The organism is Mycoplasma tracheobuteonis (assembly GCF_054456995.1).
Genome location: NZ_JBTKTG010000013.1, coordinates 1 through 14,568, shown reverse-complemented (window position 1 = coordinate 14,568; position 14,568 = coordinate 1). Strand labels below are relative to the sequence as shown.

Sequence of the window (14,568 nt, the reverse complement as noted above, 5' to 3'; positions counted from 1 at the left end):
CTCGAAAAAATTGACTGTCATGTACATTGTATATATCTAGTTTTCAAAGAACTTTATGCACCATTTAAGTTGCGATATTATTATATACCAGATTTGATATTTACAAACATAAAAATAAATTTATTTTTTTAACTTCATAATCCGCTTTATATCACCAATTAAATGTGTAAACATATGATAACAAAAAAATCGCAAATCGCGACTAAAAAAATTATTTTTTATAATGTAGCTAATATTTCATTGCAAAGAGCTTGATCAGTAAAAATTAAATTGCGCATATTCTTCTTTCCTTGAGCTACATTTGAACCTTTATAACTGAATCAAACACCTTTTTTCTCTAAAATGCCATTTTCCAGACCAATATCAACTAATTCGCCAAATTTATCTAGCCCAACTGAGAAGTATAGTTCAGATTGACCTGTCTTATAAGGAATTGATAATTTGTTTTTTACAACTTTGAATTTTATTTCGCATCCAACAATATCTTTACCTTCTACTATAGGTGAACCTTTTCTAACTTCTATTCTTACACTTGAATAGAATTTTAATGCTCTACCACCAGGTGTTGTTTCAGGACTTCCAAAAATGACTCCAACTTTTTCTCTAATTTGGTTAATAAATATAATAGTAGTTTTATTTTTATTTAGATTACCGGTAATTTTACGGAGCCCCTTAGACATTAATCTAGCTTGAGCACCAATTTGCAGATCAGTCATTTCACCATTTAATTCAGCTTCTGGTACAAGAGCAGCAACACTATCTACGACAATTAAATCTATTTTTCCTGTTTTAGCGAGTATATCTACTATTTCTAGAGCTTGTTCACCTGAATCGGGTTGAGATAAAATTAATTTACTAATATCTACTCCAATCTTTTGCGCATATTCTGAATCAATTGAGTGTTCAGCATCTATAAAGGCTGCTATACCACCTTCTTTTTGGACTTCAGCAATAGCATTAAGTGCTAGAGTAGTCTTTCCTGAACTTTCAGGTCCGTAAATTTCAATAATTTTACCCTTAGGAAAACCTTTTATTCCTAATAATCTATCTAAGATGTAACTACCACTGTGAAAAGTGTCAACTGATATATAAGGTATATCGCCTAATACCATAATAGAATTTTCACCCATTTTTTTACTAATTTCCTTTAGAGTTTCTTTGATTGATTCTGAAATATTAGTTTCATTTTTTATTTCTTTTTCTTCATTCATTTTTTTGTTCCTTTCTGTTTTCTATATCTAATAAATTAAATATGCATATTTAGGAACTAAAATTGAACAAAGTAGTAAAAAAGTACACATTTTCATGTGCACTTTTATTTTCGTGAATAAATTATTTAATGATTTTTGTTACTGAACCAGCACCAACTGTACGTCCACCTTCACGGATAGAGAATTTTGTTCCTTCTTCTACGGCGATTGGAGCGATTAATTTAACTTTTAAGTTAACGTTTTCACCTGGCATAACCATTTCACGACCTGGTTCGAATTCAACTCCACCTGTTACGTCTGTTGTACGGAAGTAGAATTGAGGTTTGTAGTTTTTGAAGAATGGTGTGTGACGTCCACCTTCTTCTTTTTTAAGTACATAGATTGCAGCTTCGAATTCTGTGTGAGGAACGATTGATCCTGGTTTTGCAAGAACTTGTCCACGTTCTACATCTTCACGGTTTACACCACGAAGTAATAATCCAGCGTTGTCCCCTGCTTGAGCTTCTTTAAGGTTTTTACGGAACATTTCAATTCCTGTAACAACTGTTTTCTTAGTAGGTTTTAATCCAACGATTTCAACTTCATCGTTTAATTTAAGTGTTCCACGTTCTACACGTCCTGTAGCAACTGTTCCACGTCCTGTAATTGTAAATACGTCTTCAACAGCCATTAAGAATGGTTTGTCAAATTCTTTAACTGGTGTTTCGATGTATGTATCAACAGCTTCCATAAGTTCCATAACTTTGTCTTCGTATTTAGCATCACCTTCAAGAGCTTTTAAAGCTGAACCACGGATGATTGGAGCGTTATCTCCGTCAAATCCGTATTCTGAAAGAAGTGAACGAATTTCCATTTCAACTAATTCGATCATGTCTTCTTCACCTTCTAACATATCGCATTTGTTTAAGAAAACAACGATACGAGGAACACCAACTTGTTTAGATAAAAGAATGTGTTCACGTGTTTGAGGCATAGGTCCATCTGTTGCAGCAACAACTAAGATAGCACCATCCATTTGAGCAGCCCCTGTAATCATGTTTTTAACGTAGTCAGCGTGACCTGGACAGTCTACGTGAGCGTAGTGACGTTTTTCTGTTTGGTATTCGATGTGTGATGTGTTAATTGTAATTCCACGTGCTCTTTCTTCTGGAGCGTTGTCGATTGAAGCGTAATCACGAGCTTCTGATAAACCTTTTTTAGCTAAAACTGTAGCGATAGCAGCAGTTAAAGTTGTTTTTCCGTGGTCAACGTGTCCAATTGTACCAACGTTAACGTGTTCTTTTGAACGATCAAAATCTAATTTTGCCATATTTTGTAATCCTTTCTATGTTTAAATATAATTAGATATTATTTTTTAAGTTATTTAGTTTTAGCGCTAAAACCAACCTTAAGTCAGGTCTTTCATCCTGATCCTGTCCGTTTATATTAGCAATGTAATTTTATCAAATTTTTAACATTTTAAGAAAAATGTAATTTTTTTATTAAATACTTATTAATAGCTGTAAAAATGCATTTTTTAGAATAACTTCATTTGGTTTGTTTCATTTAAATAATCAAGTATGCCTAATTCTTCATTTAAATATTTATATAAACTAGCATTAACTCCACTACGTTTTTTGAAGTCTTCTTTTGAAATATAAGGACTTTCTTCTCTACCTTGAATAATCTTAGTTGCTACAGCTTCCCCTAAACCACCAATTGTTGAAAATGGAGGTATTAATGTTTTGTGTTCTCGATCAACAACTCATTCAGTTGCAAGTGACCTTGTTAAGTCTATATTAGAAATATTAAACCCTCTTGCATATAGTTCACGAGCGATTTCAAGAGTTTGAAGTAGGTTTTCTTCTTTAACTTTACGATCTTTATTACTTTCTAATTCTTTTATTTTCTTATTAATTTTTACTGCACCGTGATCGTTTCTAAGTGTCATAATATCAAACTCTTCAACACGAGTAGTAAAGTAGGTCGCGTAATATTCTAAAGGATAATAAAGTTTGAATCAAGCAATTCTTCATGCCATAAGCACATAAGCTGTGGCGTGTGCCTTAGGGAACATGTACTTAATTTTTTTCATAGAATCAATACATCATTCAGGTACATTATTGCTTTTTAATTTTTCAGATTCCTCATCTGTTAAGCCTTTACCCTTACGAACTTTTTCCATTATCTTAAAGGCATAAAGTGGTTCAACACCACGATTAATGAGATATACCATAATATCATCACGACATGAGATAACATCTTTAAGTGCAAATCCTTTTTCATTAATTAAGGTTTGAGCATTACCTGTTCAAACATCAGTTCCGTGAGATAGTCCTGAAAGAGAAATTAAATCAGCAAATGATTCAGCTTTAGCTTCATAAAGCATGCGACGTACGAAGTTAGTTCCAAATTCAGGTATTCCTAAAGCACCTGTGATTTCTCCACCTATATCCTTAGGCTCAATTTTTAGAGCTTTTGTACTACTAAATAAGGACATAACTGCTGGATCTTTTTTAGGAATGTCTTTTTTAACATCTAATCCCGTTAATCTTTCAAGCATTCTAATTGCAGTAGGGTCAACGTGACCTAAAATATCTAGCTTCAAGACATTATCGTGAATTGCGTGGAAATCAAAGTGTGTTGTTTTTCAATCAAGTGAAATATCATCAGCTGGGTAATTAATAGGCGTAAAGTCTTCTACATCATATTCCTTAGGAATAATTATAATTCCTCCAGGGTGTTGTCCTGTAGTTCTTTTCACACCTTCCATCTTTTTAGATAAGAAATCTATGTAAGGAGCAGTGAACTCAAACCCATATTCTTCAACAGCTTTTTTAACATAACCATAGGCAGTTTTGCTTTTAACCGTTGAAATAGTTCCGGCTCTAAAAGTGTGACCTGCACCAAATAACCTCTTAATTTCATTATGTATTTCTGCTTGATAATCCCCAGAGAAGTTAAGGTCGATATCAGGAACTTTATCAGCATTGAAACCAAGGAAGGTTTCAAATGGAATAGTTTGTCCATCTTTTTCCATAACAATGTTACACTTAGGACAAACTTTATCATCAAGGTCAAAACCTGATGTGATTCCTTCGATATTTACAAGCTCAAAATTCTTACATTTACTACAAATATAGTGTGGCGGAAGTGGATTAACCTCAGTAATTCCTGCCATTGTAGCAACTAATGAAGAACCAACACTTCCACGACTACCTACAATATATCCATTATCTAGTGACTTCTTAACAAGTTTGTGTGAAATTCAATAGATAACATCAAATCCATATTCTAGAATAGGCGTAATTTCTTTCTTAAGTCTTTCTTCAATTAGTGGTGGTAAAACTTCACCATATTTTTCATGTGCTGTCTTATAAACTAATTCATAAAGTTTATCTTTAGAATTATCAAATTTAGGAGTGTACAACTTATCATGGATAACTTCGATATTATCATCCACTAATTTTGCAATGTGATTTGGGTTATTAATAACAATATCTTCCACTAATTCAGGTTTATTGATAAATGAAAATGCATCTAGCATTTGATCCGTGGTGTAAAAACCTAAATCAGGTAGCTTCATAGTTTTTGCTTGAGCTTTACGATAGTCAAATAAGAAGTGTGTAGAGTTTCCTATACCTTTTGAATAAACAACACACTTAAATGTGTTTTTATCTAGTTCATCTCTATATCTAACATCCCCGATTGCTACAGGAATCTTATTGTTATCCATCGCAACTCTAATCATTCTTAAAATAGTGTCTTGCACTTCAAATTGTGAGAATTTATCTGGTGATTCAATGAAATGATCTAAAGCATAAATATGAGGTATTTCTATGTAATCAAATTTATCCACTAAATTTTTTATCGCTAGATCTGAGGAGTAAAACATATAATCTAATAATCTAGATTTAAGTCCTCCTGATCCAATTAATAAATTCTTACTTTTAGGTAGATCTTCGAAAAATAATTTAGGTGTTCCATAAAATCTTTGAGTTAAAGATAATGTAACTAAGTTAAATAATTCTTTTAATCCAGCTTGATTTAAGGCTAAAACAGTTATTTGACTAGAACGAGTACGTGTATAAATACTTATATCTTCAATATTATTTAGATCATCAAAGGTTTTGATTCCTCTTTCACTAAGTAATTGCATTGACTTAATTCAAGCTTGAGCAAGCACATCAGCATCATAATCAGCACGGTGGGCTACATTTGCATCATACATAACAGATAAGTTTGCACAGAATGCACCTAAGTTATGGTCTCTTTTTTCACTAAATAAATATCTAGAAACAATAAGTGAGTCAATGAAGAAGGTATTTGGTAATTCTCTACCTTCTTGAATAAATTTTTGATAAATAAAATGCGAGTCAAAGTGTGCATTGTGAGCTACAGAAACACGGTTATTAATGATCTCGTAAATTTTATCTAGCCCTTCCTGCAAGCTATATCCTTCTTCTTCCAACATCTTATCCGTTATATTAGTCAAGTTTATTGTAGTTGAAGAAAGTGGTTTTTTAGACTTGATGAAAAATTGGTGTGTTTCTTTAATTTCACCATCTACAACAACTGAAGCACCAAATTCGATTAAATCTCCATATTGAGCAGACAAGTGGGTTGTTTCAATATCTAAAACAACATATTCGCTACTTAAAATATCACGATTTTTACCATCATAATTAAGCAAGAAATTGTGGTTTTTATCTATAACATCAAAAGAAACTCCATAAATGGGCTTGATTCCGGCTTTTTTGGCTGAAGCAAAAAATTCAGGGAATCCTTGTACACCATTTGAATCCACAAGAGCTACAGCACTATGTCCAAAGCCTTTTGCTATTGAAACAATTTCGTTAGGTTCTAAAATTCCATCCATTGTACTCATTTTTGAACGTGTTGATAACTCTACACGTTTAAAGTCAGCATTATCAGCTTTTGTATTTCTTGGGTTATCAATTTTTACAAAATAATGAGCCTTAATAATTTTATTTAATGGGCCTTCACCACGATAAGAATAAGGGTTTGCCACTGTACCATAGACTTCTACATAATCATCCATTGCTGGAATATATTCAGGAACATTATTATTGTTAACAAAGTAGCTTATTTCAACAGCATCATAGTAGTCAGAAATATTAATTTTGTAAATTTTAAATTCAGGTTTTTCTATAACTTCTATTTTATAAACCAATCCAGATGTAGTAATAGGAAGATCAATTACTTCAGGAGCTAATCCTGAAATGTAATTGATATTAACTGCTGAATAATTTTTAGCTTTAGTGTTTCTTCTAAAATTACGATTTTGGCTTCACTTTTGTTCACCTACTTTTTTATCAAAATTTGAAGGTGAAGTTGCATAATTATCATCTGAATAAATAACAGCTTTTTGTTGATATTGATTTCTAATTTGACTTTCTAAGTCTGTGTTATCGCTGTTTACGAATTTAGGTAGCAGAATAAAATTCTTAAATCCAAAATTTCTTAAGCAACTTGAAAGCTTACCAGCTTCTATTTCAAGTTGTTGTGCAATTCCTTTATCTGAATAAGAAAATTCTCAAGCATTATTGTTAGAATTGTAACTTAACAAATCAAATGCTCTAAGATGATGATGTAAAGTTGAATTATTTAACTCATCTTCTAATTCCATTATTCCAATTATGTAATTTTTAAACTCATCTGAAGCAAAATCTAAATCTTCATATGTGTACTCAATTCAAAATTTATCTTTTTTGCATGCTAAAAGAATTTGCTCAAAATCACTTCAGGTAGGCACTTTTGTGGTTAAATAAACTTTTTGATATTTGATTTCATTATTATCACCACGTTTAAATTCAACTTTATCACTATCAAATTTAGCATCTTGTAAGGATGATAAAAAACTTAGGCCTAAGTAGTCCATAAGTTTTTGAAATGATTTATCTGAATATTGCATATACTTCTACCTCCTTACAATGTCGAACAAGCTACTAAAATTCCAAAGAATACAAATACAAATGAAATTGAATCAATTCTATCTAATAATCCACCATGTTCTTTAAGAATATTAGAAAAGTCTTTGATTTCATTTCTTCTTTTAGTTAATGAAAAGTATAGATCACCTAATAAAGCAATTACAGGAGAAACAAATAAGAAAACAAGTAAATATGAGAAAAATCTTGCATGTGGATTTAAAAGTACAGCACCTAATGTATTTGAATCTGTTCCTCTAATTCCATAAACTGTGTAAATGTATGCTAAAGTAATTAAGAAAGAAGCAATATAACCTACAAAAGCACCTTCTCATGTTTTTTTAGGGCTGATATTTGGAGCTAATTTAGCTTTAATAAATTTACCTCCAAGGAATCTTCCTCCAAAATATCCACCTATATCATATGAACAAGCCACAAGAATTAGCATTATAACTAACTCAATTCCTATTTTTTGAGTCATTAAAACAATAAAGGTCTTAATAAACAATGTTAAAAAGAGTGACATAAATCATAATGAAATAGTTTTTATCACTAAAGCAAGGATGTTTACATTTTGAATTACGACAAGTCTAATTAGAAAGAACACTAGCACAATGATAAATGTTGTAAGTGGCGCTCAGTAATCATAGATATATTGAGTAAATAATGTTCCAAAATAACCTACAATATTTTTATTCATATCTCCATTTACATTCATATTTGGATAGACTTTATCTCTACCAAATAAAATATTGATGAACATATCTGGACCAAGCATCAAGGCTAATGAATATAGAATTGTTAAAATAATTGATGGTCATAACATGCTGCTATAAGCATGTGATAATTCATAAAATATTCATCCAACTAATGCAGCTAGGATTAAAAGAGCAAATACTCTTAGTATCCAAAAACCTGCAGTTGAAAAATTAGCATATAGATCAGGTCTAAAAGAAAATGATAAAACGATTAAAACTACAGCTAGTACAGCTACAATAACCATTGCAGGTACAAAGCGATTTAATCAAAAATTCTTATGTTTTTGTAATTGCGTTTCCATATTGTAATTATATTAAAATCCTTTCTAATAACGTGCAAATTAAAAATTATTCCCCTATATTGTAGTAGGCTTAGAAGTATTTAACACTAAATATAAATAGCCTAATGCCACTAATTCTTCTTTATATGTGTAATGATTTTTTAAGTATGCTCCATCCCCACCTGTAAGGACGATTTCACAATTAGTATTTTGTTTTATATTTGATAAAACGAAGCCATTTAGCAAGTTGTATAACCCTGAATTTAAAGCTTCTTGCGTATTTGTTCCTAGTTCCTTATTTGCAACATAAGGCAACATATCAAGTGCAGGTATACTACTTTTCATATGACGATAAGAAGCGTAAGCGCCTGGTGCAATACTAGCTCCTTCTAAAATCCCTTCTTGAATTTTCAATCCTACTAAAGCACTTCCAAACATAAAGATATAAGCATTTTGAATTTCATTTTGGTAAGCTCACTCACAACAAGCTTTTATGTCTAAGCCTAGCTCATTGTGTTGAATGTTTTCATTAAGTTTCAAATTTGTTTTGCAACTATTATTCAAAATGCTTATATTTTTAAAACCTAATGATTGAAGTTGTTTCTCTATGTCGTTTTGATATTGAATATTTGAATTAGTACTTCCTATTACAATTTGATCATCAAAACTTGGCATAAAAAATGCTAGTATGTTTTCTAAAACAATACTTTTATTGCTTGCACATAGCCATTTTTCTTTAAAAATTACTTTTAAATCTTTATCAAAAGCAAACATTTTAATCATTGTGTTTCCAATGTCAAAAACAATATAATTATTTTCATTTTTTATCATATATTACTTTACCTTTTCCTTTAAAATATAAATATATTAATATAATCTTAACAAATAAACTGGAGAAGATATGAATAAAGAATTAATAGAAGTTGGACACACTAATATTTCATATAAAACTGATCACAACACTATGCTACAAACTAAAATAAGAAATAAATTTAATCATAAGGTTGATTATTCACAACTTAGAAAACTTGATTTTGTTCCAAAACTAATTAAAGATGATGAAAATGAAGTTGAGTGAGAATGAATCCAAACTCAACCTCTAGTTTTCAACAAAGACACCTTAAAACAAATTGCAGATGACTTTAAAACTCTACATAATTCAGATCTAAAGTTCCCTAAAACAAATGTAGCTTCTAGAGTCAAGGAATATCGCAAAATCCTAAATGAACGTGGGATCAAAATTGATGTTATAGATGAATACTATAAAAGAATTAATTTAATTCTAAAAAACTCTGAAGCTAATCGTCCTTTACACAACGACTTATACTTAGACAACATTTTACTTTCTAAAGAAGGTAAAATCTACTTTATTGACTGGGAATACTGTTCAATGGGCGATAAGCACTTTGATTTAGCTTACTTTATTTGTGGAGCTTTCCTAAATGAAGAACAAGAACGCTATTTCTTAGATTGTTATGATACTTATTGAGAAGAGTACTTAATTCAACAAAAGATTTTAGTTTACTATTTAACAATTCTTTGAGATAATGCTCAAGAAGTTAAACCTTTTGATGATTCACACTGTATTGCTAAACTTAAAGAAACAGTTGAATTATATGAATACAAGAAAGCTAATAAGCTTTTTAGACAGTAACATAGGCATAAAAAATGCAACACATCGGTTGCATTGCAATCCACCTTGTGTGGATTTTATTTTTGTACTTTTACTAAGTAAATATTCTTCTTACCAATGTGAATTAAAGCATATTTACCTTCTCAAATATTTGAAGTAAAGTTATCTTCTTCATTCATTGGTACTAAATTTACTTTTAAGGCTTTATTTTGGATAAATTCTTTTGCTTCACGTTTAGATTTAAGTGCTCCTAAAGCAATTAATTGAGTTACTAAATTTTCATTTGCTTTAAGTTCGATAGTATTCAACACATCTTCTAGTTTAGAAATTTCTTCAACATCAAAACTTGCTAAATCAAAATCTTTATTAAATAAAATCATTGATGCTAAATGAGCTTTTTTAGCTTCTTCTTCATTATGAACTTGCTTAATAACATTATATGCTAGAGCTTTTTGTGCAGTTCTCTTTGAAGCATCTTCATTGTGTAATTTTATAATTTCAGCAATTTCTTCTTTATCCAAAAATGTTAATCATTTTAATAATTTTTCAACTTCACTATCAGGTTGATTTAATAGGAATTGGTACATAACATAAGGTTTTGTTTTATCACTATCTAGTCAAAGTGATCCACCACCTGTTGATTTACCAAATTTATTTCCATTTGCATCTGTAAGCAAGTTAGCTGTGATTGCTAAAGCTTTATGTTCGTTTCCAAATACTGTAGAAATCATATCAAGACCAGTTGTGATGTTTCCTCATTGATCTGATCCACCAAATTGGATCATGACATTTTTATCTTTGTATAAAGATAAAAAGTCTCAACCTTGAATTAATTGGTATGAAAACTCAGTAAATGAAAGTCCGTTATTAATTCTTGATGCTACAGAATCTTTTGCAAGCATATAAGAAATATTAACTAGTTTTCCAACATCTCTTAAGAAATCTAAAATGTTCATATCTTTGTAGAAGTCGTAATTATCAATAACTTCTAATCCAAAGCTTTCTAATTGAGCTTTGATGTGGTTTTTATTATTTAAAATTGTTTCATTATCTAAAAGTTGTCTTTCAGCATCCTTAAATGAAGGATCACCAATCATTCCTGTTGCTCCACCAAGTAAGGCGTAAACTTTAAAACCATGGTTTTTAAATCTGATTAAGTTAGCAATTTGAATGTAGTTTCCTAAATGAAGTGAAGTTGCTGTAGGATCAAATCCACAGTATACTGCAGCTCCTTTAGGTAAATTAGCAAATTTTTCTTCACTACTAATTGCTTTTAAAATCCCACGATCTTTTAAATCTTCTATTACAGTCATTATTTAAAATTAAAATCCTTTCCTATTAGGCTTTCATCTCCAAAAATTAGACCTTCTTTGTCAAAACCTAAAGTTTGGTATCCTGTGAGCATTCCATAGCTTTTTACACCCATAATTTCACCCTCAAGCACATCTGTACCAGCTTTTGTAACACTACCAGGTAGTGCTAAAACAACTACTTTTCCTTCTTGAGAATCTAAGGTATTTGTTACAAGTTGAATAACTTGTCCATTTCCAACTTCTACTTGAAGAACAAATAATCTTTCACTCTTAGGGTGTTGTTTTCTTTCTTTGATTAAGCCATAAATGAATTTTTGCTCACTTGAAATTTCAAGATTTAATTCTTTGGCCTTTTTAGTAATTAAATCTTCGCTATCTGAGTTTATATAGCCAAATTTAATATCCTTAGGAATGTAATATTTAGCATTATCAAGCACATTGATGCTTGAAACCTTGTTGTTTTCGTCAACAAAGAAAACTAAATCTTCGCTTTTAATTTGATGTACTTTTTTTACTTTTGAATCTACAAAAAGTACTGCTGTATTCTTAAATACTTTGTCTAAATTATTAAATAATATCATGTAGATATTATACCTTCTTTATATTAATTTATAATATAATACAATTATGAAAAAAATAGCTATAGTAGTAGACTCATCATGTGGTTTAACTAAGGAGCAGGTCGAAGCTCTGGGTTGATATTTTTTACCACTAAAAATAGAGTTGGATAATAAAATTTACAATGATGGAGATAACTTAAAGAGTGATGAACTTTTCCGTTACTTTTCACTTGATACAAAATCATATAAAACAGCTTGTACACCTATTGGAATTGCTGAAGACTTAATTGAAAAATTAAGTCAAGATTACGACTATGTCGTAGCCTTTCCGATTTCAAAACACCTTTCATCTCAATACCAAAATCTAAAAGGTTTAGAATCTTTATACCCTAAATTAAGAGTTTTTGATTCAGAATATATTGCTATCTTATTAACATTCCAAGTGTATGAGTTTTTATCTCTAGTTCAAGATCAAAATATGGATGTTGATACAGCACTTCAAAAAGCTGCACAATGACGTGAAGATATGTTGGTTTCTTTATTCCCTAAATACAACGATTATTTAGTTAAAGGTGGTCGCTTATCGCCTTCAGCAGCTACAGTGGCTAAGTTATTAAAAATCGTTCCTATAATTTCCTTTTATCACGGTAAACTAGAGAAAGAAGGTAAAGGTAGAATCTTTAACAAAACTATTCTTAATAAAATTGATGAAAAATTACAAGGTTCTGATTCAGATTTATTAATTCTTCAAAACGATTGCAGTGAATATCCACAATTTGTTGAATATGTTAAAGAAAACTATCCAAACAATCGCATTTTTTCTAGTTGCTTACCAAATTGCATTTCTATTCATACAGGGCCTGAAGCAATCGTTGTTATCAAATTAGGAAGAAAGCTTTCAGATCAAGAAATCGCGGTACTATAATGCAAAAAATAATTTGTACATCGCTTTCAGATTTAAACGATTTTATAGATGCTAATTTAAATCTATTCAAAGAAAAAAGAATCCTTCTTTTAAATGGTGATTTAGGGGCTGGAAAAACTACATTTGTTAAGCTACTAGCAAAAAAATTAGGAATTAAACAAAACATAACATCACCTAGTTTCTCATATATGAAAGATTATTCAGGTCTTATTCATATGGATCTTTATAATTACAAAGGCGATATAGAAGAATTTGAAGATTATTTTGATGATAATATCGTTGCTATTGAATGAGCTAATTTAAAGAAATATCAATTTGATCAATTTGTCGAAATTAATGCTTATATCGATCGTGATTTACATCACGTTTTTGAAATTGTGGAGGTTAGATAATGAACATTTATTTAGATACCTCAAGTGAAGATTTTGTTTTAGTTTTATTCAATCAAGAATTTGAGGTTCTTGATTTTATTCTATTACATGGATATAAAAAGAAGGTTGAATTAATTACAAACCAATTCCAATTACTGCTAGAAAGAAATAAAATTCAAATCCAAGATCTTAGTGGTTTATACACAAATATAGGACCTGGATTTTTTACAGGAATCAGAAGCTCACTTGTGTTTTTTAGAACTATCTCATTGTTAAATAAGATTCCTATGTATATCACAACAAGTATGGATATTCTACACAAACAACACCCTCATACTGATTTCTTATACACAGATGCTCAAGGTAACAAGTTATATGAATATAACTTTACTCTAGGTGCAAACGACTATCATAAGAAGATTCAAGTTGTAGAAAAACACTTACAAGAAGTCACAAAGATTAATTTTGAACGTATGATAAATGAATTTATCTTGTACAAAGATGTATTCAAATTTTATGAGGCAATGGAAATTGAGCCTTTATATATAAAACAACCTCAAATCGGAGGTCAAAAATAATGCGTATTTTAGGTATTGAAACATCACATGATGATACATCACTAGCTATTTTAGAAGATGGTAAAGTTCTAGACATGTGAACTATTTCTCAAATTGATATTTTCAAGGAATTTGGTGGTACTATCCCTGAAGTTTCTTCACGTGAACATGTTAAAAATATAGCTTTAATTCAATTAATGCTTCAAGAAAAATATGATCCTAATTCAATTGATTATGTAGCTTACACTAAAGAACCAGGGCTAATTGGAACACTTCAAGTTGGTTATTTATTCGCTTCAGCTTTTGCTCAAAGTATTAAAAAACCTCTGATTCCTATTAATCACTTAATTGGACACTTTCTTTCTTCAACCATAACTGAAGAAATAACATTCCCAGCTTTATGTTTATTAGTATCAGGTGGTCACACACAGCTTATCTATGCTAAATCGCCTATTGAAACAACTATAATTGGTGAAACTCTAGATGATGCTGTAGGTGAAGCATTTGATAAAGTTTCTTCACGCCTAGGGCTAGGCTTTCCAGGTGGGCCACTTATTGATAAATTAAGTCAAAATTATACTAGTGATTTTATTCCATTTACTAAACCTCACACAGATAATGCTTTAGATTTCTCATTTTCAGGTCTTAAAACTCAAGTTTTAAATAAAGTCAATAAAGCAAAAATGAAAAATGAAGAAATCGACCCTATTCAATATGCTGTTTCTTTCCAAAAAACAGCTGTTGAATACTTAATTGAAAAAACAAAATTAGCTCTTGAATCCTATGATGTAGCTACATTAGTACTTGGGGGTGGTGTTTCTGCTAACAAATTACTTAGAAGTGAATTTGTTAAATTGCATCCAAACACAATTATTCCTTCACTTAAGTATGCTACAGATAACGGAGCAATGATTGCTCAAGCTGCTTATCTACAATTATTAGAAGAAAACAAAAAATAACACTAAAAGGTGTTATTCTGGAGTGTAATCTCCAGTGCAACACAAAAATATCTGGCCTAAGTCAGATATT

General features: G+C 30.4%; 12 protein-coding genes. 5 read left to right on the top strand and 7 right to left on the bottom strand.

Annotated features, from left to right (window positions below):
• Positions 1–218: 218 nt before the first annotated feature.
• The 5 genes from recA to ACX1M8_RS02885 all read right to left on the bottom strand — a co-directional run bounded on the left by recA (position 219) and on the right by ACX1M8_RS02885 (position 9,011).
• Positions 219–1,211 (bottom strand): recombinase RecA, encoded by a 993-nt coding sequence (recA, locus tag ACX1M8_RS02905; protein WP_458836760.1) that lies wholly within the window; start codon positions 1,209–1,211, stop codon positions 219–221.
• Between the two features lie 121 nt (positions 1,212–1,332).
• On the bottom strand, positions 1,333–2,520 hold the full coding sequence (tuf, locus tag ACX1M8_RS02900; protein WP_458616521.1) for an elongation factor Tu: 1,188 nt from the start codon (positions 2,518–2,520) through the stop codon (positions 1,333–1,335).
• 207 nt (positions 2,521–2,727) lie between these two features.
• Positions 2,728–7,125 carry a PolC-type DNA polymerase III gene (locus ACX1M8_RS02895; protein ID WP_458836759.1) on the bottom strand — a complete coding sequence of 1,466 codons (4,398 nt, stop codon included), beginning with the start codon at positions 7,123–7,125 and terminating at the stop codon, positions 2,728–2,730.
• Between the two features lie 14 nt (positions 7,126–7,139).
• Complete coding sequence (locus ACX1M8_RS02890; protein WP_458836758.1) at positions 7,140–8,201, bottom strand: phosphatidate cytidylyltransferase; 1,062 nt, start codon at positions 8,199–8,201, stop codon at positions 7,140–7,142.
• Positions 8,202–8,255: 54 nt separating this feature from the next.
• The gene (locus ACX1M8_RS02885; RefSeq protein WP_458836757.1) at positions 8,256–9,011 is read right to left on the bottom strand and encodes a type III pantothenate kinase; all 756 of its coding nucleotides are present in this window, start codon (positions 9,009–9,011) and stop codon (positions 8,256–8,258) included.
• Positions 9,012–9,081: 70 nt separating this feature from the next.
• Here ACX1M8_RS02885 and ACX1M8_RS02880 point away from each other — a divergent pair, with 70 nt between their 5' ends.
• Positions 9,082–9,834, top strand: a complete 753-nt coding sequence (locus ACX1M8_RS02880; RefSeq protein WP_458616517.1) for a phosphotransferase family protein — start codon at positions 9,082–9,084, stop codon at positions 9,832–9,834.
• A gap of 56 nt (positions 9,835–9,890) precedes the next feature.
• On the opposite strand, the gene tyrS is transcribed toward ACX1M8_RS02880, so the two are convergent.
• Together tyrS and tapR are read right to left on the bottom strand one after the other, a co-directional pair.
• Entirely contained in the window at positions 9,891–11,126 is a 1,236-nt protein-coding gene (gene tyrS, locus ACX1M8_RS02875; protein WP_458836756.1) for a tyrosine--tRNA ligase, read from the bottom strand.
• Positions 11,126–11,707 (bottom strand): TyrS-associated PheT N-terminal domain-related protein TapR, encoded by a 582-nt coding sequence (tapR, locus tag ACX1M8_RS02870; protein ID WP_458836755.1) that lies wholly within the window; start codon positions 11,705–11,707, stop codon positions 11,126–11,128. The genes tyrS and tapR overlap by 1 nt, the downstream gene beginning before the upstream one ends.
• A gap of 46 nt (positions 11,708–11,753) precedes the next feature.
• On the opposite strand from tapR, the gene ACX1M8_RS02865 reads away from it, so the two are divergent.
• The 4 genes from ACX1M8_RS02865 to tsaD are packed head-to-tail and all read left to right on the top strand — an operon-like array spanning position 11,754 to position 14,498.
• A complete protein-coding gene (locus ACX1M8_RS02865; RefSeq protein ID WP_458797747.1) occupies positions 11,754–12,611 on the top strand; it encodes a DegV family protein in 858 nt (285 codons plus the stop codon).
• Entirely contained in the window at positions 12,611–13,003 is a 393-nt protein-coding gene (gene tsaE / locus ACX1M8_RS02860; protein ID WP_458616513.1) for a tRNA (adenosine(37)-N6)-threonylcarbamoyltransferase complex ATPase subunit type 1 TsaE, read from the top strand. The genes ACX1M8_RS02865 and tsaE overlap by 1 nt, the downstream gene beginning before the upstream one ends.
• The gene (gene tsaB / locus ACX1M8_RS02855) at positions 13,003–13,560 is read left to right on the top strand and encodes a tRNA (adenosine(37)-N6)-threonylcarbamoyltransferase complex dimerization subunit type 1 TsaB (protein ID WP_458835146.1); all 558 of its coding nucleotides are present in this window, start codon (positions 13,003–13,005) and stop codon (positions 13,558–13,560) included. Before tsaE ends, tsaB begins: the two co-directional genes overlap by 1 nt.
• Positions 13,560–14,498: a tRNA (adenosine(37)-N6)-threonylcarbamoyltransferase complex transferase subunit TsaD gene (tsaD, locus tag ACX1M8_RS02850; RefSeq protein ID WP_458835145.1), complete on the top strand. Its 939-nt coding sequence runs from the start codon at positions 13,560–13,562 to the stop codon at positions 14,496–14,498. Before tsaB ends, tsaD begins: the two co-directional genes overlap by 1 nt.
• The last annotated feature ends 70 nt before the right edge of the window (positions 14,499–14,568 follow it).